At 36.6% G+C, this 20,647-nt stretch carries 13 protein-coding genes; 7 read left to right on the top strand and 6 right to left on the bottom strand.

Going from position 1 to position 20,647, the window contains the following annotated elements:
* Positions 1-12 precede the first annotated feature (12 nt).
* Positions 13-3,000 (bottom strand): SusC/RagA family TonB-linked outer membrane protein, encoded by a 2,988-nt coding sequence (locus tag HX109_RS12010; RefSeq protein ID WP_178952290.1) that lies wholly within the window; start codon positions 2,998-3,000, stop codon positions 13-15.
* Positions 3,001-3,366: 366 nt separating this feature from the next.
* Positions 3,367-6,165 carry a LuxR C-terminal-related transcriptional regulator gene (locus HX109_RS12005; protein ID WP_178952288.1) on the bottom strand — a complete coding sequence of 933 codons (2,799 nt, stop codon included), beginning with the start codon at positions 6,163-6,165 and terminating at the stop codon, positions 3,367-3,369.
* Between the two features lie 141 nt (positions 6,166-6,306).
* Between HX109_RS12005 and HX109_RS12000 the strand changes: the two genes are divergently transcribed.
* The 4 genes from HX109_RS12000 to HX109_RS11985 all read left to right on the top strand — a co-directional run bounded on the left by HX109_RS12000 (position 6,307) and on the right by HX109_RS11985 (position 9,747).
* Complete coding sequence (locus HX109_RS12000; RefSeq protein ID WP_178952286.1) at positions 6,307-7,665, top strand: DNA recombination protein RmuC; 1,359 nt, start codon at positions 6,307-6,309, stop codon at positions 7,663-7,665.
* Positions 7,666-7,710: 45 nt separating this feature from the next.
* Complete coding sequence (locus HX109_RS11995; protein WP_178952284.1) at positions 7,711-8,256, top strand: acyl-CoA thioesterase; 546 nt, start codon at positions 7,711-7,713, stop codon at positions 8,254-8,256.
* Between the two features lie 155 nt (positions 8,257-8,411).
* Complete coding sequence (locus tag HX109_RS11990; protein WP_178952283.1) at positions 8,412-9,032, top strand: SatD family protein; 621 nt, start codon at positions 8,412-8,414, stop codon at positions 9,030-9,032.
* A 1-nt stretch (position 9,033) separates the two neighbouring features.
* Entirely contained in the window at positions 9,034-9,747 is a 714-nt protein-coding gene (locus HX109_RS11985; protein WP_178952281.1) for a DUF3307 domain-containing protein, read from the top strand.
* A gap of 138 nt (positions 9,748-9,885) precedes the next feature.
* On the opposite strand, the gene HX109_RS11980 is transcribed toward HX109_RS11985, so the two are convergent.
* Genes HX109_RS11980 through HX109_RS11970 form a run of 3 tightly spaced genes read right to left on the bottom strand, consistent with a single transcriptional unit; the run spans position 9,886 to position 13,398 of the window.
* A complete protein-coding gene (locus tag HX109_RS11980) occupies positions 9,886-10,803 on the bottom strand; it encodes a Ppx/GppA phosphatase family protein (protein WP_178952279.1) in 918 nt (305 codons plus the stop codon).
* Positions 10,804-10,824: 21 nt separating this feature from the next.
* Positions 10,825-12,930: a polyphosphate kinase 1 gene (gene ppk1 / locus HX109_RS11975; RefSeq protein WP_178952277.1), complete on the bottom strand. Its 2,106-nt coding sequence runs from the start codon at positions 12,928-12,930 to the stop codon at positions 10,825-10,827.
* The gene (locus HX109_RS11970; RefSeq protein ID WP_317170418.1) at positions 12,931-13,398 is read right to left on the bottom strand and encodes a SixA phosphatase family protein; all 468 of its coding nucleotides are present in this window, start codon (positions 13,396-13,398) and stop codon (positions 12,931-12,933) included.
* 315 nt (positions 13,399-13,713) lie between these two features.
* On the opposite strand from HX109_RS11970, the gene HX109_RS11965 reads away from it, so the two are divergent.
* The 3 genes from HX109_RS11965 to HX109_RS11955 are packed head-to-tail and all read left to right on the top strand — an operon-like array spanning position 13,714 to position 20,101.
* Positions 13,714-17,262, top strand: a complete 3,549-nt coding sequence (locus HX109_RS11965) for a gliding motility-associated C-terminal domain-containing protein (protein WP_220399461.1) — start codon at positions 13,714-13,716, stop codon at positions 17,260-17,262.
* A gap of 9 nt (positions 17,263-17,271) precedes the next feature.
* Complete coding sequence (locus HX109_RS11960) at positions 17,272-18,189, top strand: type IX secretion system membrane protein PorP/SprF (protein ID WP_178952271.1); 918 nt, start codon at positions 17,272-17,274, stop codon at positions 18,187-18,189.
* Positions 18,190-18,199: 10 nt separating this feature from the next.
* Positions 18,200-20,101: an OmpA family protein gene (locus HX109_RS11955; RefSeq protein ID WP_178952269.1), complete on the top strand. Its 1,902-nt coding sequence runs from the start codon at positions 18,200-18,202 to the stop codon at positions 20,099-20,101.
* 18 nt (positions 20,102-20,119) lie between these two features.
* Here HX109_RS11955 and HX109_RS11950 read toward each other — a convergent pair whose 3' ends face one another.
* Positions 20,120-20,608, bottom strand: a complete 489-nt coding sequence (locus tag HX109_RS11950; protein ID WP_178952267.1) for a CAP domain-containing protein — start codon at positions 20,606-20,608, stop codon at positions 20,120-20,122.
* Positions 20,609-20,647 lie beyond the last annotated feature (39 nt).

Here is a 20,647-nt window from a genome sequence, read left to right as displayed (position 1 = left end):
GCATTTATTTTATTAAAAAGTAATATTAAAACCTAAATTATAAGTTGCGAACAACGGATATACGTTTCTGTCGATACCAGAAACAATAACCCCACCATCGTTCTGCTCTCCATTGATTTCAGGAGAAAAACCATTATAACTGAATAAGGTTAATGGGTTTTGCGCATTTAGGTAGATCCTAAAGCTTTCCCATAGCTGAGATGAACCAATTTTAGCGTTAGGTAATACATAACCCAATTGAATATTTCTTATTCTAAAGTAATCTCCCTTCTCTACAAAGAAAGAACTTGGCCTTAGCGTACTTTGATCTGAATTTGGTGCTGGATAAGAGTTTGTAGGGTTATCTACAGTCCATCTGTTATTATAAAAGTCTTGATCCCAGTTCTCGTTCCCAAATCTAGAATTTCTATTAAAATTATAGATTTCGTTTCCAGTTACTCCTTGAAAATCTATGGCAAAATCAACTTTTTTATAAGTCATATTAAATCCGAAACCATACGTAAACTCTGGGATGGGACTTCCCAAGAAAGACTTATCATCTTCTCCTATTTGACCGTCGTTGTTCAAATCCTTGAATTTAAAAGCACCTTTGGGAGCACCAAATTGAGCGGCTTCTTCATCGGTTTGAATAACTCCGTCTACTGTATATCCATAATAAGAGCCTATTTCTGCACCTTCTTCAATTCTAACGATTGGATTTCCAAATAAACCTGGTCCAGCATTCAAAAAAGAAGAGCCTATAACTTCAGTAACTTCATTATCTATGGTAGTATAGTTACCATAAACTCCATAGCTAAAATCATCGCTTACTTGTTTGTTCCAAGAAACACTGAATTCAAAGCCTTTGTTTAGAAAACTACCAGCATTGGTTAAGATTGAAGTGTTTGTTGCTCCAGAAGACCCTAACTGAGTTACACTAAAAACCGCATCGTTAGTCTCTCTATTGTAATAATTTAATTCTCCTTTTAATTGATTCTGAAAAAAAGCAACTTCAACACCTATATCATATTCTTCTACTACTTCCCAAAAAATGCTGGGATCTGAAAATTCACTAATGGATCTTGAAACATAAGGTTGCCCACCGAAGTAAGTTAAACCAGGATCGGATGCTGTAACATCAAAACCTCTAGGAACGTTGGCATTACCCAATTTACCCCAACTTGCCTTTAATTTTAAGGAAGTTAGGTCTTCGTAATCCATAAAATCCTCATTACTAATTATCCAACCTAAACCTATAGAAGGAAAGATTTCTGTATTGTTGGAATCTGGGAAATTTGAAGCCCCATCTTGTCTTATAGTGGCATTCAACAAATATTTATTATCAAACTTATATTGTAATCTTCCAAATAAAGATTGATAATGTACTTTACTACCTCTATCGTCTACTTCTTCCGTTGATCCATCCCCCAATCCTAAATAAAGGGAAGAATCATCTCCATTATAAGCTACATCATCAGCAATTCCTGTCATACCAAAAGAAATACGTTCTTCTTGGGAAAAACCCCCCAATAACGTGAAATTATGTTTATCAATAGACTTACTCCATGTTAATGTATTCTCCCAAAGCCAGTTATCGTTTTCGAAATAATTTCTTGTAAGTGTACTAATATCAGATCCTTGACTTGGACTAATACGATAAACTGGAACATAATTAAAATCCCTTCCATCAGAATAGTCTCCAGAAAAGCTAATTTTAAAGGTAAGATCTTTAACTGGTTCTATTTGTGCATACACATTGGTCAAGACTCTATTAGACTTCCCTTTGCTTCTTCTAAAATCCAAGGAAGCTCGTGGATTTGCAAAATTACCTACGCCAATAGGCTCCCCATAAGATCCATCTGGATTGATAGCATTAAAAATTGGAGGAGCTATATATGCTTGGTAAAAAGGTTCATCAGAATTATTATTTTGTGTATCTGTATAAACGATAGATCCACCAATGGTTAAATAGTCTTTTACATCTACATCCAATCCCGCTCTAGCTGTTAGCCTTCTAAAGTCGTTACCTGAATTAATATTCTGACCGGCATCTAGGATACCATCTTGACCGAAATAACCAAAACCTAAATAATATCTCGTCTTCTTTGAAGATCCCGTTACGGAAATATTGTGGGATGTTGTTAATGCAGCATCTTTAGTAATCTCATCAAACCAATCGGTATCCGCATCGTAATCCTCCAAACTAATGAAATTATTACTGCCTTCGAAGACTTGTTTTTCATTATACATTTGAACATATTCCTCCGCATTAGCCATCTCGGGGGTATTGGCGACAGTTTGCACACCCACAAACCCATCGTACTTTAAACTCGGTTTTTCGTCTACTCCTGTTCCCTTTTTTGTTTTTATAACAATTACACCATTTGCCGCCCGAATACCGTAAATAGCCGATGAAGATGCATCTTTTAAGATGTTCATACTTTCAATATCCGAACTATTCAAGTAAGATATATCATTTGTAAGAACTCCATCTACTACATATAAAGGACTAGAGTTACTTACACTACCCACCCCTCTTATTTTAACATTAGGAGATGCACCAGGGCGTCCAGAATTTGTAATATTCACTCCGGGAACTTTACCCTGTATAGAACTTACTGGATTAGCATTTGGCTGTTTAGAGATTTCTTCACCACTTACTACGGAAATAGCTCCCGTAACATCTTCTTTTTTCTGTGTACCGTAACCAACAACTACAACTTCATCCAATTGGTTTGTAGATACGGTTAAAGAAGTATTGATGGTTTGCTTGTCCCCTACCACTATTTCTTTGGACTCCATACCCACATAAGAGAAAACCAATGTGTCTTCATTACTGGCATCTATGGAATAGTTTCCATCGAAATCTGTTTGGGTACCACTGGAAGTACCTTTTATTAATACTGTTGCTCCTGGTAGTGGCATATCTTGATCATCTGTTACCACCCCGGAAATTGTCTTCTGCTGGGCGAAGCCAGAAAAACAACACAACATTAAAAATGTTAATAAATAATTTTTCATACTCTATTTATATTAAAGTTAGCTTCTTAAAATTATAACAAACTATAACGATGTAGCTGCAAAACACCACACCTTAAGTACATCAAAGGCAAAATAGCCATTTTATTGTTGATTATCAATAGATTACAAAATGTTAAAACGGGAGATTTTATCTTAAATTTACAAAATGATGTAGTAATGATGAGTTTTTTTATTGTTAAATTAACAATATGAAGTATTAAAAATGAGAATATTGTATAAAAAAGTGGCTATTTTGATAAAATCGTAATGCTCCTCAATCAGAAAACAACATACTAAAGAAGGAGATTTACGTAGAATTAACTGCAAATAGTCATAAGCTTTACCATTATCTGGGAGGAATACGAATTAAAAGCTCATTAAATATTCGTTTAAGTTTTGTTCAGAGGAAAGTTCTAATTTTTTGCGAAGTCGGTATCGGTGTATTTCAACTCCTCGAACCGAAATACTCATTAAAGGTGCTATCTCTTTACTCGATAAATTCATTTTAAGATACGCACATAACTTTAAGTCTTTAGCGGTTAGCTTTTCTGGATGTTGCTTGATGAGATTCTTGAAGAAAGATTCATGAATTTCATTAAAGTTTGATTCGAAAACTTCCCAATCGTTCGCATTATTTATATTGCTATTAATATTTTTTAGTAATTTATTATATCGGGATTTATCAATTATTTCTGATTTAAAATAGGCCAGTTCTTCCTTTAAATTGAGTAGCAACTCATTTTTCTTGGTCATTTCCAAGGCAGTATTTGCCAATTCCTTGGTTTTTCCGTGAAGCTCTTTTTCATGTTGCTCCTTTTGGATTTCATTCAACTTTTTCTCATGCCGAAGCGCTTCCTCTTTTCTATTAAGTTCTTTTTCATGTTCAAATTGTTCATCCAAATAATTTTTGTGCCTTATCAACATGTATTTATTTACAGTAGCAATTGCGAGCACTAGAAGTGTTACCAACACTGTTAAAGCCACTATTCCCCAGAAACCCAAATACCAAGGTTTTTGGGTTTCCAATTTAAGTTTTATTCCTGCTTCTGCAATTTTAGCTTTCACTTTCGAGCGTATATCGATTTCGGTTTCCCCATAAGGCAGGTTTGTCAATTCTATTTTTCCATCAACAGCCTTTCTAAATTCTGAATTTTCCTCATTGGATAGTGAATAAACTATGGAGTTATTAGAGAGCAACGGTACCGAGGTTTCAATTAAAACCGTATCCCTTTGGCGCAAAGTAACTATCCCATCCAGCGCCTGAGGTTCTCCGTTTTTATAAATTCGGTTAATGGTTGGTTCTGCTTGGGATGTATTTCCCGAAATGCGATTGGCGTTGACCGCTAAAATATCGTTATAAAGGGCAATTTGTATTAGGGAGTCGTTTACGACTACTGCTTTTTCATCATTTTTTAGCAACCTGTTTTCGTAATATCGAACCGGCAAATAGAACTGGGAAGCTTCATTGTTTAATTCTTCGCGAACAAAAAGGGAACCGTCAGCTTTTTTAAATACTATTGGGGACAATTCATCATCGGTAACGGGGTAGGCATCTTTATCTTTTCCCAGTATATTTCTAAGTGATACAAATGGCTCTATTTTTCGCTCTAATGGATTGTACACAAACCATTCATCTTCATTATAAAACGCTATTTGTCCTTCTATTTTAAACAGTTTAATTAAATATTCATTTGCAAATTGCTCATTAAAGGATTTTTCAATTTTAACGACTTCCGTATAATCATCAGAAAAATGAATTCTATACACCCCTTTATAGGTATGCGCGACCCAAGCTACATGATCTTTTTCAAAAACAATTTTTTTGACTGGGAAATCTATTCCCTCAACATCTTTAACTTTCCAATTGCCATCTTTTTTTGTGTACAACGTTAAGCCCGAATAATTGCCTTGTATAAACGTTTTGTTTAACCCTTCTACAGGTTTAAAGACATATCCCCCATTTTCAAAAGAAATACTTTCCCATTTTTTATCCTTTATTTGGTAAGTCCCTAAATTGTGTCCACATATAATAGCATCGTCCACAAGAGTTAAATCCCAAATGTGTCCTTGAGACCCCTTAATAAAACTAATGCCGTTTCTATTGCTCACGTAGACGCCGGTATTGGTAGCGATATAGGTTTCATTATTGTAATCTACCATGTCGTAAACACCCCCAATATCCTGTTTGGAAGGATTGAGATAGTATGCATCGAACTTTATAGGGATTGCCGAAACTCCATTATCCAGTGCCAACCATAAGATATTCCGATCGCTGTATAAACTTCCTAAAACCGTATTGTTTTGCAATCCGCTTTGTACATTAATATGGTAATATTGGTTGGTGTTCCTGTTTAGTACATACATCCCATTTTTTATTGTTCCCAGAAAAATATAATCTTTGGAAACGGTAATTTTGTTGAGCTGATTCTCTTTCATTAAATCGTTCAACGGATTGTTCCAAGGAAGAAGTTGGTTGTTCTGCCAAACAAAACAGCCATTTAGGGAAGTCCCTATTAGAATTTTACCTTCTTCGAAAGCATTAAGGGACTGTACTTTGAAGTTTTTAAGGATGGAGGTTTCCTTTTGAAGGCGAAGTTCGTTGTTTTCCAATTTTAAAATACCTTCATTTCTACTGAAAACATAAAAATCATCTTCAACAACATTGGCACCCAAAATAGTGTTTTTGGGCTTTAGCGTGGTAATTTTACCGTTCTTAAAAATAAAAAGGCTGCTAAAAGATTTAAACAAGACCGCATCTTTAAGTTGGTAAATGCCCCAAATGGATTCAGCTTCTATATCTTTTGAAGAAAGCTTTTTGCTTAAACTCACATAACCCAATTCTCCAGTGATGGTTTTCTCCCAATAGCCAAACTCTTCGTAAGAACCGGTATATACCTTTCCATCGAAATATGCGATGGAACGAACAATGGTTTTATTCGGAAGGGCATAAAACCTCCAATTGCTGCCATCGAACTCCAATAAGCCCTCGTTATTGGCCACATAAATATTCTTATCGCCCTGGGTGATTCCCCAATTTTGAATTCCAGCAGTGTAATCGTGTACATTGAAATTGTGAATTGGCGGCTGATTTTGCGCGCTTATTATCCAAGAAGAAATAGCGATGCTTACAAAAAGAACTATTTTTAAAACTTGTTGAAAACGCATGGCACGACTCTATTTTTAAATTATTTCCCTTAAATTAAACACTAAACCCCAAATGTTAGGGAGGAACATTTTAATTTGATGCTATTCTTTTATCTTTACACCAGAATAGAAATCTATAAATTTTCAACGAAAATACATATAATGACTGAAAATCTTCTTTTAATACTGGTTGCTTTTATATTCGCCGGATTTGGCATATTTATAGGGGTCTATATTCAGAAATTAAAAAGCAGCAATAACCAAGGGGCTTTTGAAGCTCGGGAAAATCAACTTCTACAAAACATAGCAGCCTTAAAAGCCGATATGGAAAAAGAAGTGCTTAAGAAAGAGAAAATTCGGCAAGAAAAAGATTCCTTGGCCATTCAACTTTCACGTAAAGAAGTGGATTTTGAAAATCTGTTGGAAAGAAATAGAGAGCAAAAAGCTGAAGTTGAGAAGCTTCAGGAAAAATTTACTAAAGATTTTCAAATATTGGCCAATCGCATTTTGGAGGAAAAATCAGAAAAGTTTACACTTCAGAATAAAGAAAACATCAAGAATATTTTAAATCCGCTTCAGGAAAAAATTCAACATTTCGAAAAACGTGTAGAAGACAGTAATAAAGAAAGTATTACCCGCCATTCTGCTTTGCAGGAGCAGTTAAGATATTTAAAAGACCTCAACCAGCAGATTACCAAGGAAGCTTCCAATTTAACCAAAGCCTTAAAAGGCGACACTAAAATGCAGGGAAATTGGGGAGAATTGGTTTTGGAAAGGGTTTTAGAAAAGTCTGGTCTTGAAAAAGGAAGTGAGTATACCGTACAGAATAGTTTTACAACCGATGAAGGAAAACGTGTATTGCCCGATGTGGTGATCCACCTTCCAGATAATAAAAAAATGATTGTAGACTCGAAAGTTTCCCTTATTGCTTATGAGCGTTATGTGAATGAGGAAAATGAAGAATTGAGACCTGCTTTGCTGAAGGAACATGTGAATTCCATTAAAAAACACGTTGACCAACTAAGCGCCAAAAACTATCACGATTTGTATAAAATTGAGAGTCCAGATTTTGTATTGCTATTTATCCCTTTAGAACCAGCCTTTGCTACAGCTTCCCAACAGGAACCCCAACTGTACAACTTAGCTTTTGAGAAAAATATTGTAATTGTTACTCCTTCTACGCTTCTAGCGACCTTGCGTACCATAGACAGTATGTGGCAGAACGATAAGCAACATAAAAATGCATTGGATATTGCCACGCAAGCCGGAAGACTTTACGATCAATTTAAAAACCTTTTGGACGATTTGGAAAAAGTTGGGAAACAGCTGCAAACCGTACAAAACACCTATAGTAGCTCTATGACCAAACTTACGGGTAAGGGAAACCTTTTAGGGCGTGTTGAAAAACTCAAAAAACTCGGAGCGAAAGCCAGTAAGCAAATAGACCAAAAATGGATTAAAAGAGCTTCGGAAGATGAGGATCTTGAGGAATTACCAAGACCAGATAATAGATTGCTCTAATTTAACTTATAAGAAAAATAACCTTAAAAACACCAACCATTTTATATGACACCAAAACTCAAGCCCGTTAGCGCTTCCCGTGTAGAAATTTCTGAATTAATGCTACCCTCCCATTCCAATTTTAGTGGAAAAATTCATGGAGGGTTTATTTTATCATTATTGGACCAAATTGCGTTTGCATGCGCCTCTAAACACTGTGGTTCTTACTGTGTAACGGCTTCTGTGGATACGGTGGATTTTTTAAAGCCCATTGAAATCGGCGAATTGGTAACTATGAAGGCCTCTGTTAATTTTGTAGGGAATACTTTTATTGTTATAGGTATTCGGGTGGAAGCAGAAAACATCCAAACAGGGGCTGTTAAACATTGTAATTCTTCCTATTTTACAATGGTAGCCAAGGATGATGAAGGTAAGAGCGTAAAAGTTCCAGGACTTATCTTAGAATCTGAAAAAGACCTAAAACGATTTTTTAAAAGCATCAAACGAAATCAATTGCGTAAAGAACGGCACGATTATTCAAACGAATTGGAATATACCGTTAACGAACTTATTCACGAATTGGAAGGCTATAATGTTCAAATAAAATTATAAGTTTCCTCACCCTATTTTAAATTTGCATTTATCGGTTTAAAACCCGATATTTGGTTTTATTGGTTTAAAAGCCAATAATATTAAATATTGGTTCTAAAGCCAATATCTATAGTTATTGGCTCAAAGCCCAATACACCAATTAAACAAAGCAATGTATGACGAGTGTAATTACAGGTGATATTATTAATTCGAGAAAAACCAACAATCCAGAAAAGTGGCTTGCGGTTTTAAAAGAGGCTTTTAACTCTCTAGCGCCTTCCAAAAAATATTGGGAAATATACCGTGGCGATAGTTTTCAAATAGAGATTGGCAACATTTCCAATTCTTTCCTGGCCGCTATTTTAATAAAATCGACCATAAAATCCATAAAGGAACTAGATGTACGCATGGCTATTGGTATTGGCGACAAAACCCATGAAGGACAAACGATATTGGAATCTAATGGAAGTGCTTTTGTAAACTCGGGAATACAATTTGAACAATTAAAACAACAAAAAGTTAATCTGGCTGTTTTAACACCGAATGACATCATCAATGAAGAGCTCAACCTTTATTTTAAATTGGCTTCGATAGCTATGGACAATTGGACCAAAAGTTCAGCTGAAATTGTAAAGGTCTCCATACAAAACCCTAATTTATCCCAAGAAGAACTGGGAAATCTCATTGGTATAAAACAAAGTGCCGTAAGTGAGCGTATAAAAAGAGCTGCACTAGATGAAATCCTGGAACTTGACACCATGTACCAAAAGAAAATAAAAACCCTACAAAACACATAAAATGGAGTTATTCTTAAAACTATTTTTAGCACACCTATTGGGGGATTTCACCTTTCAATCCAAAAAATGGGTCCTTGATAAGGAGGAGAAAAAACTTAGATCCGGCAAACTCTATTTTCATACCCTCATTCACATTGTTTTGGCATTCTTATTTATTTGGGACCTCAGCTTGTGGTACATTCCATTGATTGTCGGGATTACACACTTTTTAATAGATGCGGCAAAATTGTCCCTTCAAACAGCCCGGACAAAAAGATTATTGTTTTTTCTTGATCAGCTGCTGCACATTGCCGTTATTATTTGCATAAGTTTATTGCAAACTTCAACTAAAATAGATTTCAGCAATATTTTTAACAGTGAACTACTGTTGCTTTTTTGTGCGGTTGTATTTTTAACGGAACCTGCCTCAATTTTAATTAAAACCATTATCTCGGTCTACACCCCTAAAACCGAAATGGACAAAGGCGACTCTTTGGAAAATGCCGGAAAATACATAGGTATGCTCGAACGCCTTTTGGTTTTTACCTTTATTGCCACCAATCATTGGGAAGGAGTTGGTTTTTTAATAGCTGCCAAATCCATTTTTAGGTTTAGCGACCTTACCGAGGCCAAAGACCGTAAGCTTACCGAATACATTCTTATTGGGACATTACTAAGTTTTGGTATCGCTATTGTTACTTCCTTACTTTATATTTCTGAAGTGTTCCATTTATAAAGTGTTCTTATTTAATAAAAATCCTCATTACAACTAAAAAAAAAGAAAAGGTCAAAGCGACATTCTAAATATAAAAGATTACCAAGCATTTTATACCGAGAGTCAGGTAGAAAAGTACATTAGTAAAAGTCCTTAGATTTAATCCTTTAGAGACGCATATCTAGCATCTTCTTTTTCAAGGTTATAAAGTAGTTTTATAATTCCATCGGAAAGACCAATTTTGGGAACGTGGATTTTTTTTGCGCCGCTCCATTTGGAAGCATTGAGGTAAATACGGGAAGCAGGAATAATTACATCTGCCCTATCTGGGTTCAATCCCAATTCTGAAATTCTATCTTCATAGCTCATTTCCTGCAGGAATTGATACTGTGCATTTAAATAAATATAAGATAAAGGCTCCCCCGGTTTCCTTCCCGACATTTTAAAAAGCTTATTGATGTTTCCACCAGAACCTATTATTTCAATGCTTTTATGTTTCTTGGAATGGTATTTAATCCATTTCTCTATATCCTTCCAAGTTTCTGCGGAAATCATTTCATTCAACAATCTTACCGTACCTATTTTATAAGATTTGGAAGCTATTATTTTTCCATGGCTGAAAATAGTAAACTCTGTACTTCCCCCTCCCACATCTATATATAAGTAGGTTTTATCTTTATCAATAAGGGTATGCAGATCTGTAGAAGCAATGATGGCAGCTTCTTTTTTCCCATCTATTATTTCAATTTCTACCCCAGATTTGTTTTTAATGGTTTCCACCAATTCATTTCCATTATTTGCCTCACGCATGGCGGAAGTGGCACACGCCATATATTTTTCGACGCCATGTACTTTCATTAAAAATTTAAAAGCCTTCATGGTATCTATCATACGATCGGAATTCTGTTTGGATATTTCACCAACCGTAAAGGAATCTTGCCCTAAACGCACCGGAACCCGAACTAAAGAACTCTTTTTGAATTGTGTTTCCCTACCTTCATATTCAATAACATTATTGATCAGTAATCGAATGGCATTAGACCCTATATCGATTGCAGCAAACTTCCTAATTTTCATTTATTTGAAAATTTATTTCTTTTATTTATTAAGAATCTGTTTTTTAAGATAGTATTCGTAAGTTTCGAATTGGGATCTAAACTTGGCACCCTTATTTTTTCGATAGGCATTGTCTTGCCTTTCAGAAAAAACCCTGGCTTTTACATTATCACTCCAACAAATATCGAATGTTTCTATTAATTCTTGCTTAATGTCTTCATCGTAAATTGGGCAACCTACCTCTACACGAAAGTCTAAATTACGTGTCATCCAGTCCGCAGAAGAAATGTAGCATTTGGTATCCCCTCCATTGGCAAAAACAAAGAGTCTGGTGTGTTCTAAAAATCGATCTACAATACTTATGGCTTCAATATTTTCGCTCATACCCGGCACCCCAGGAATTAAACAACACGTTCCCCGTACAATCATTTGGATTTTAACTCCATTCCTACTCGCTTCGTAAAGCTTATCTACCATTTTATAGCTGGTAAAGCTGTTCATTTTAATTTTTATATAAGCTTCTTTTCCAGCTTTCGCATTGGCAATTTCATTATTGATAAGCTGGGTAAAAACTTTCTTGGTATAATGTGGTGAAACAATAAGGTGTTTGTATTTATTAATTTTGTAGTTCGTCTCGAAAAAATCGAAAACTTTATTCAGTTCTTTCAATATAGGTTGATGAGCGGTAAAAAGTGTATAATCCGTATAGATTTTGGCCGTGGCTTCATTAAAGTTTCCAGTGCTTATAAAACCATATCGCTTGGTTTTATTGTTCTCTATACGCTCTATCAAACAAATTTTACTGTGCACTTTGAGTCCTTGAACCCCAAAAATAAGTTTTACACCTTCTGATTGTAATTGTTCGGCATATTCAATATTAGCCTCTTCATCAAACCTTGCCTGTAATTCAATTTGTACCGTTACTTCTTTCCCGTTTTTTACAGCGTTAATAAGCGAACTCGCAACTTGGGAATTTCTAGCCAAACGATAGACCGTAATTTTAATGGATTTAACTTTTGGATCGATCGCCGCTTCGCGTAAAAACTTGATGACGTTGGAGAATGTATGGTAAGGGGCATATTGCAGATAGTCTTTTTTGGCGATAGCTTCAAACAAACTCCCATCGTGTGTGAGACCGTTCACTGGTAATGGAGGGAATTTCTTGTACATTAAATCGGCTCTTCCCAAGCTAGGAAATCCCATATAATCCCTACGGTTATGGTACCTACCGCCTGGAATTACGCTATCGGTATTATCGATACCCATTTTATCCTTCAGGAATTTTAAGGTATCCTTTTCAATCTCTTTATCATAAACAAATCTTACAGGCTCACTAATTCTTCTGCCTTTAACGCTGGAAGATATTTTTTCCATAAAGCTTTTACTCAAATCACTATCAATATCCAATTCGGCATCCCTAGTAATTTTAATCATGTGTGCAGAAAGCGACTCATAATCAAAAATATTAAAAATGCTACCCATACAATAGCGAATAAGATCGTCCAGAATAATAATGTACTGTTTTTCTCCCTGACTTGGCAATACTACAAAGCGCTCCACCGTTTTCGGAATTTCCAAAAGAGCATAGCGCACCTCTTTCGATTTGGGTACAAATATCCCTTTTACCCCTTCATTAGGTTTTTGCTCTTTCATCACCATTTTTACCGCCAAGTAGCCTGCGCTATCCTTTAGGTTGGGCAGCTCGTCTAAATCACTAAGCATAATGGTTACCAAAGCCGGACTCACTTTTTCGTAAAAGTAGTTTTTAATGAATTCGCTATGTTGCGGCGTGACTTCATTTTCCTTAACACGGTAAATATTTTGAGCTTCCAGCTCTTTTTCTATATCGCGAAGAATACGTAAACTTTCTGTTTGATGGTTAATTACGATTTGCGTAATATCTTCCATTAGGTCTTTGGCCCGCGAGCCTCCCAACACACTTTTCCCTGTTTTTCCCGATAAAGCAATACGTTTTACGGTAGCGTACCGAACCTTGAAAAATTCATCCAGATTGTTTGAAAAAATCCCTAAAAACCGAAGTCGCTCAATAAGGGGGACGGTTGTATCTTCTGCTTCCTGTAATACCCTGGCGTTAAAATACAACCAGCTGATTTCTCTATTTATGTATTGATTCTTTACTTCGTTCATTTATTTAAGCTGCTTTGGAAAAATAATTCGTTCTGTTGATCCACTTGTAATATCCTCCCATTTATCAACATCAAAAGTTAAACTAACTAGTCCAGATGTTGGAAGGTTATCGATGGATTTATTCCCAAAGATATTAGAAATTGACGTGAATGCATGATTATGACCAAAAATCATAACGTTTTTATAGCTTTCATCCAATTTCTTCATAAAACGGATTACAGAATCGCCATCGAAATCATATACCTCATCTGTAATTTTTACTTTAGAAAGTTCAATATTGCACTCACGTACAAATATCATACATGTATGTAATGCTCGATTGGCGGGACTGGCAAAAATAGCATCAGGTGTTTTAAATTGGTCTTTAACATGTCTAGAAACCAAGATGGCATCATTTATACCCCGCTCTTGTAAAGGGCGATCTTTATCCTGTACATCGTAATCCCAAGATGATTTCCCGTGTCTCATTAAAGTAATTGTTTTCATAAATAACAATTTTATATTTTAAAGAAAGTGCTGTTGGTCGTTAAAAATAAACCGCTTAACCAACTAAAAATTAAGTGTTTTCAGATAAACGATTTTAAGAACGCTTTAACACTTTTTTTTCTGCATCATTTTAATTCTTTCGAATTTAGATAAAGAAAATGAGCCCCATTTAATCTCACCCTTTTACAGTTTTTTTCGCTACCTGCTTTATATGAAAATGGGATAAATAACCTCAAATTTATCTTGCTTAACTGCTTGCAACAATTTGTTAGCAGAATGAAAATACTAAATCTTTTTTTGATATTAATACTTTGTGGTTCCTTTTCGTTGAAAGCTGAAAAGGAAACTTTAGCAAATAAAAAAGCACCCTACACTTTTAAGGTTAAAGAAACCATTAAACATATTAGTTGTGTATTGAATGGCGTATCTTCTAATGACGGAGCTATCGATCTCTTAGTAAAAAACTATTCAGGTACTTTACGCTTTGAATGGTCGACAAACGACGGCAGCGGATTGAATCCCAGTGCCCAAAACCAAAAGAATTTAAGCGAGGGGCGTTACACAGTAAAAATCTACGAAAATGGCAATCGTATCTTCAAGAAAACATATGCGGTCTGCAAGTACCCAAATTTTGATGTTTCTGTCTCTAAAACCGACAATTACTGTTACAATGCTGCAGAAGGAACAATTTCAATAGATGCTTCCGGTGGAAATCCTCCCTATGCCTTTTCGATTGATGGTGGCCAATCGTTTCAAAATGATCCAGATTTCGAACAACTCAAAAAAGGGACATATCACGTGGTGGTTAAAGACAACAGATTATGTGTTTACGAAGAAGATATAAAAATTTCCCAAGGGGCTTATTTTTCAGTGCATCATCCTGGCGACCTTACTATCGATAGTTGCCTCAGCCAAGAGGAGGTAAACACGCAGTTTGCAGAATGGTTGGATTTATTTCATTACAACGGCGGCACAAAACCTGTTGTGGAAGAGTTTAAAAACGATGTGGCGCCAAATAGTTGTGGTGGAAGCGTTACGGTTACTTATATAGCTACAGACGATTGCAATGTGCGCAAAGAGTGCTCAGCGACGTTTACCGTAACCCCTCCAGAGCCCATCAGCTTGGATACCGAAGCTCAAAATACTAGTACTGAATGTGATAGAGATTCCGAAAGTGTATTTCAAGATTGGTTGACTAATAATGGGTATGCTGAAGTTACCGGAAGCTGTAACAACCTTACGTGGAGCAACAATTACAATGAGTGTGTTTGGCAAACGATTTGCGGAAATACTAAATATATTGAAGTTACTTTTAAGATTACCAATGGTTGTGAAAAAGTAAAAACCAAAGCCAGGTTCACCATAGAAGACACGCAAGCGCCTATGTTTGTAGAAGCATTGCCACAGGATGTGACCCTCAATTGTTCGGAAATCCCACAACCCGAAACACTTACCGCCACCGATAACTGCGATACCAATATTGAAGTGGTTTTTTCAGAAGAAACCAATCAAAATGACTGCGGAACCGCTTCGATCATCAGAACTTGGACTGCTACCGATTGCTCTAACAATTCAATCAGCCACATTCAAACCATTACAATTCAAGACACGCAAGCACCAATTTTTGTAGAGGCATTGCCACAGGATGCGACCCTCAATTGTTCGGAAATCCCACAACCCGAAACCATTACCGCCACCGATAATTGCGATACCAATATTGAAGTTGTCTTTTCAGAAGAAACCAATCAAAATGACTGTGGAACCGCTTCTATCATCAGGACTTGGACCGCCACCGATTGCTCTAACAATTCAATATCCCATTCGCAAACCATTACCATTGAAGACACGCAAGCGCCTATATTTGTAGAAGCATTGCCACAGGATGTGACCCTCATTTGTTCTGACATCCCACAACCCGAAACACTTACCGCCACCGATAATTGCGATACCAATATTAAAGTTGTCTTTTCAGAAGAAACCAATCAAAATGACTGCGGAACCGCTTCGATCATCAGGACTTGGACAGCGACCGATTGCTCCAACAATTCGATATCCCATACGCAAAACATTACCATTGAAGACAACCAAACGCCTATGTTTGTAGAAGCATTGCCACAGGATGTGACCCTCAATTGTTCTAACATCCCACAACCCGAAACCCTTACCGCCACCGATAATTGCGATACCAATATTGAAGTTGTCTTTACGGAAGAAAACAATCAAAATGACTGCGGAACCGCTTCGATCATCAGGAGCTGGACCGCCACCGATTGCTCTAACAATTCGATCAGCCACATTCAAACCATTACCATTGAAGACAACCAACCGCCTATGTTTGTAGAAGCATTGCCACAGGATGTGACCCTCAGTTGTTCTGACATCCCACAACCCGAAACACTTACCGCCACCGATAACTGCGATACCAATGTTGAAGTGGTTTTTTCAGAAGAAACCAATCAAAATGACTGCGGAACCGCTTCTATCATCAGGACTTGGACCGCCACCGATTGCTCTAACAATTCAATATCCCATTCGCAAACCATTACTATTGAAGACAACCAACCGCCTATGTTTGTAGAAGCATTGCCACAGGATGTGACCCTCAGTTGTTCTGACATCCCACAACCCGAAACACTTACCGCCACCGATAACTGCGATACCAATGTTGAAGTGGTTTTTTCAGAAGAAACCAATCAAAATGACTGCGGAACCGCTTCTATCATCAGGACTTGGACCGCCACCGATTGCTCTAACAATTCAATATCCCATTCGCAAACCATTACTATTGAAGACACACAATCACCAATGTTTGTAGAAGCATTGCCTCAGGACATAAGTGCAAGCTGCGGAGAGATTCCAATTGCAGCTACTTTGACTGCGATCGACAATTGTGGAAATGCTATTCCGGTAGTTTTTTCAGAAGAAAATACAGGTGATGATTGCAATAGAATTATTAAAAGAACTTGGTCTGTAGTAGATTGTTACAATAATAGTAGCTCCCATACCCAAACCATAATGATTCAAGATATAGAAAAACCGGAATTGATAAGTGATCTGGACACGGAAATAACAGTGTTTAACAATAACATCCCAGAAATCCCCAATCTTAATTTTCAAGATAATTGTGATCCTGATGTGACGATAAGCTTTGAAGAAATTTCAAATTTTATTTCCGAGGTAGAAAACTATGAAATTACCAGAACGTGGACGGTAACAGACAATTGTGGCAACGAATCTATTTTTATTCAAACCATTTTTGTACGCCCTATGCCAAGTCCGGCTCCTCCGCCATCCATAGACCCAGTTAGGGTTTGTGTTGAAGATGCCGTTCTGGATTTACAAACCTTCATTCCGGAAACTTACTCAACGGATGGTAGCTGGGAAGTTGTATTGGGAAATACTTCCGTTAATCAAGGGATTTTTAACCCTAATTCCAGCGCTTTGGGATTTTATGAAATCGTTTACACACCTACGGAAGCAAATAGATTTGAGATTTCCATAAACATAGAAGTACATGATGAATGCGTGGTACTCCCCTGTAATTCCATCGAAAACATTATGATTTCTAAAACCATCACTCCCAACGGCGACGCATACAACGAATTTTTTACGGTAAGTGGCTTAGACGAATGCGGCTTCAAAATGATGTTGGAAGTTTTTAACCGTTGGGGAAATATTGTTTATAAATCCAACGATTACCAAAACGACTGGAACGGGTACAGCAATACCGGTATCGGCAATGCCAACCTCATCCCAACCGGAACTTATTTTTATGTTTTAACCCTCATAGATAGCGGATTTGATCCCATTAAAGGATATTTCTACGCTGGAACCAGCTCCAAATAATTATTTTGTATGAATTTTATAAAAAAAACTACCCTTTTAGTTCTTGTTTTCTGCTCTTTTCATTCAATAGCGCAACAATTACCACAGTTTACGCAGTATATGTATAATACCGTTTCTATAAACCCTGCATATGCCGGAAGCAGAGAAGCCTTAAGCGTGGTCGCTTTGCACAGAAGTCAATGGAATGGCTTTAACGGCGGCCCTAAAACAACCACGGTTTCTGCCAATTCTCCGCTGAGAAATGATAAAATCGGATTGGGAATTTCTTTTATCAGTGATCAACTGGGATACGAAAGGTTCTCTTACTTATACGGAGATTTCTCTTATACCATACGTACCGGTTTAAATTCTGAATTGGCATTTGGACTCAAAGCTGGTTTTACACAATATAAGTTGGACGAAGACCTATTAAACGATCCTTCTGTAATAAACGATCCTTTTTTCAATGATATTTCCAATCACTGGAGTCCGAATATGGGTTTAGGTATTTACTGGCATTCCGAACGCTGGTACGTAGGATTATCGTCACCGAGAATCTTTACAACAGACTATAATGAACAAGCTGAATATGAAGCTTCCGAAAGGGTTGGCTATTATTTAACTGCTGGTTATGTGCTGCCATTAACCCAAAATATTAAGTTCAAACCTTCATTTTTAATAAAAGCGACCAATGGGAGCCCTCTTTCTTACGATTTTACAGGAAATTTCCTTTTCTATGAAAAAATGTGGTTAGGCTTAGCATACAGGCTAGATGATGCCGTTGCAGTGCTCGTAGACTTTCAAATAACACCCCAATGGCGAGTAGGATACACCTACGAGCAACCCATCTCCGATATTAGACCATACAATTCTGGAACCCACGAAATTTTACTCATGTTCGAACTTAAGTTCAATAATTCCAAGTATAAATCACCTCGTTACTTCTAATCGATTTTAAATGAAAAATTTGCTTAACTATTGTACCGTCTTTTTCTTAGTCAGCTTTTATTGCGGCAATGCGCAGTATGCCCTACAGAAAAAAGCAGATGCACAGTTTAATAAATTCTCTTTTGTAAAAGCTGCCCAAAATTATGAAGATGTGCTAACCCAAAACTACAATAAGGATTATGTGGAGCGCAAACTGGCAGACTGTTATTTCTTACTTCGGGACGCTGAAAAAGCAGCGCCATATTTTAAATCGGTAGTAGAACAACCTGAAATTCCTATTGAATATTACTATAATTACGCTATTGTGCTCCGCTCTTTGGGCGAATACCAAGAGGCCGATATCTGGTTAAAAAAATATAAGAATGAGGGAGGTAAAAACAAAGCTGTTAAAAATGTTGCAGACAACCCGGTTTTATTTGAAACAAAACCGAAATACGAACTAAAGGAATTCGATTACAACTCAAAAAACAGCGACTTTGGGGCTTATCAATTTGGGGATATACTCTACTTTATCTCTTCCAAAAAAGAATCTGGACCCGAAAAAAGAATTTACAGCTGGAACCAACAACCCTTTCTAGATTTATATACACTAAATTTAAGCGATTCCATTCCAATTATCGAGCCCGTTCCTGGTGCCATAAACACAAAATTTCACGAAGGCCCTATTAGCATCTCCAACGACGGACAAACTCTCTATTTTTCCAGAAATAACTATTTTGAAAAAACCAATGAAAAGGATAAGAAAGGCATCAATCACCTTCAAATATACAAAGCTCAAAATATAGGAGGGCGATGGGAAAATATTCAACCCCTTCCCTTTAACGACAAGACCTACTCCACGTCTCACCCTGCTTTAAGTTCCGATGGAAAAACACTCTATTTTGCATCGGATAAGCCTGGTGGCTATGGAAAAACAGACCTTTACAAAGTTGCCGTTCAAGAAAACGGAAGCTACGGAAAACCAGAAAACTTAGGTCCGGTTATTAATTCGGAAGGTGAAGAGCTTTTCCCTTTTGTTAATTCTGAAGGCACTCTCTTTTTCTCCTCCGACGGTCATGAGGGACTTGGCTTATTAGATATTTACGCCACTATCTTGAATGAACAAAATGAAATTACAGACATCGTTAATTTGGGAGAACCTATAAATAGTAAGAAAGATGATTTTTCATTTTTTATGAATAAAGACGGACTGTCTGGTTACTTAGCCTCCAATAGGAACAATAGCGCTACCAATGATGATATTTATGGTTTTGAAACCATATTACCACTTATGTTGAAGGGTGTGGTGGTCGACTCAATAAACAATAAGCCTATTGCCAACGCCAAAATTCAGTTGAAAGATGAAAATCAATACGAAATAGCTCATATATTAACTGACGAAAATGGATACTATGAAATAAATATAGAAAGGAATACCGATTATGTGGTTTCGGGAAGTAAGGAAAAATATACTGATAAAAGCAAGGCCTTTTCTTCTAAAAAGATAGGCAAAAAAGTAACAGAAATAGTGGTAAACCTAGCCTTGGTTCCTGTAAACGATTTGAATGTTTTAGCTGATTTAAACACAATTTACTTCGATTTTGACAAGTACAATATTAGACCGGATGCCGCAAAAGAGTTGGATAAAATAGTTCGCTTACTTACTGAAGAATATCCCGAAATGGTAATGAAAATTGAATCGCATACCGACTCCAGAGGGTCGCTTTCTTATAACGATAAGCTATCCATTGACCGTGCAAACGCAACGTACGACTATTTAACGAGTCAAGGCCTCGATAATACCAGAGTGGTAACCCATGATGGTTATGGGGAAAGAAAACTCACCAACGGTTGTTCCGACGAAGTAAAGTGTGAAGAACCAGAGCATCAAAAAAATAGGCGCACTGAATTTATTATTTTAAAAATGAAATAGCTTTGAACTATTTACAACCTATTTTTTCACGAAAATGTGGGTGTAATAAAGGTTTCCATCTTCATCGTTACTTGCAGAAATTCCACTTGCCGTAAAATCCCCTTCTATGTTTTTTTTATGGGAGGGGCTTTCTAACCAAGCTTTTACTACTCCTTCGGCAGTATAAAATCCATAGGCTACATTTTCCCCTACAGCTATGGCATTATTATTTTTTAACTCACGCTCCCTATTACCAAAAAAATGATGACACACTTCATTCATTTCTATCATATGACCATTATGTCTGTTGGCTTCCAAGGTAGCGAGCTCAAACTTCTCAAGTGCATTTAAATTTTGGGAAATTCTGTACTCGTTTATAAGTTCTAGCACTTCATCTTCCAGCACGTATTGAGATGCCGGTTTTTCTACATAAATTTTTTCCTGATTTTCTTCCGCAGAACAAGCGTAAAAAGAAGAAAAACTACAGAACAGCAGGGCAAGCGCTATAGTCTTCACTATGGCATTCATAGGTTAAAATATTAAGATTTGGCAGGATCAATATACAAA

This window comes from Galbibacter sp. BG1, from assembly GCF_013391805.1.
In the GTDB taxonomy this organism is placed as follows: Bacteria; Bacteroidota; Bacteroidia; order Flavobacteriales; family Flavobacteriaceae; genus Galbibacter.
This window is presented reverse-complemented; position numbering and strand designations above follow the sequence as displayed.

What these genes read in the sequence shown, in the direction of transcription:
- HX109_RS12010 (WP_178952290.1), bottom strand. Translation starts at nt 3,000, where the DNA reads ATGAAAAATTATTTATTAACATTTTTAATGTTGTGTTGTTTTTCTGGC.
- HX109_RS12005 (WP_178952288.1), bottom strand. Translation starts at nt 6,165, where the DNA reads ATGCGTTTTCAACAAGTTTTAAAAATAGTTCTTTTTGTAAGCATCGCT.
- HX109_RS12000 (WP_178952286.1), top strand. Translation starts at nt 6,307, where the DNA reads ATGACTGAAAATCTTCTTTTAATACTGGTTGCTTTTATATTCGCCGGA.
- HX109_RS11995 (WP_178952284.1), top strand. Translation starts at nt 7,711, where the DNA reads ATGACACCAAAACTCAAGCCCGTTAGCGCTTCCCGTGTAGAAATTTCT.
- HX109_RS11990 (WP_178952283.1), top strand. Translation starts at nt 8,412, where the DNA reads ATGACGAGTGTAATTACAGGTGATATTATTAATTCGAGAAAAACCAAC.
- HX109_RS11985 (WP_178952281.1), top strand. Translation starts at nt 9,034, where the DNA reads ATGGAGTTATTCTTAAAACTATTTTTAGCACACCTATTGGGGGATTTC.
- HX109_RS11980 (WP_178952279.1), bottom strand. Translation starts at nt 10,803, where the DNA reads ATGAAAATTAGGAAGTTTGCTGCAATCGATATAGGGTCTAATGCCATT.
- ppk1 (WP_178952277.1), bottom strand. Translation starts at nt 12,930, where the DNA reads ATGAACGAAGTAAAGAATCAATACATAAATAGAGAAATCAGCTGGTTG.
- HX109_RS11970 (WP_317170418.1), bottom strand. Translation starts at nt 13,398, where the DNA reads ATGAGACACGGGAAATCATCTTGGGATTACGATGTACAGGATAAAGAT.
- HX109_RS11960 (WP_178952271.1), top strand. Translation starts at nt 17,272, where the DNA reads ATGAATTTTATAAAAAAAACTACCCTTTTAGTTCTTGTTTTCTGCTCT.
- HX109_RS11955 (WP_178952269.1), top strand. Translation starts at nt 18,200, where the DNA reads ATGAAAAATTTGCTTAACTATTGTACCGTCTTTTTCTTAGTCAGCTTT.
- HX109_RS11950 (WP_178952267.1), bottom strand. Translation starts at nt 20,608, where the DNA reads ATGAATGCCATAGTGAAGACTATAGCGCTTGCCCTGCTGTTCTGTAGT.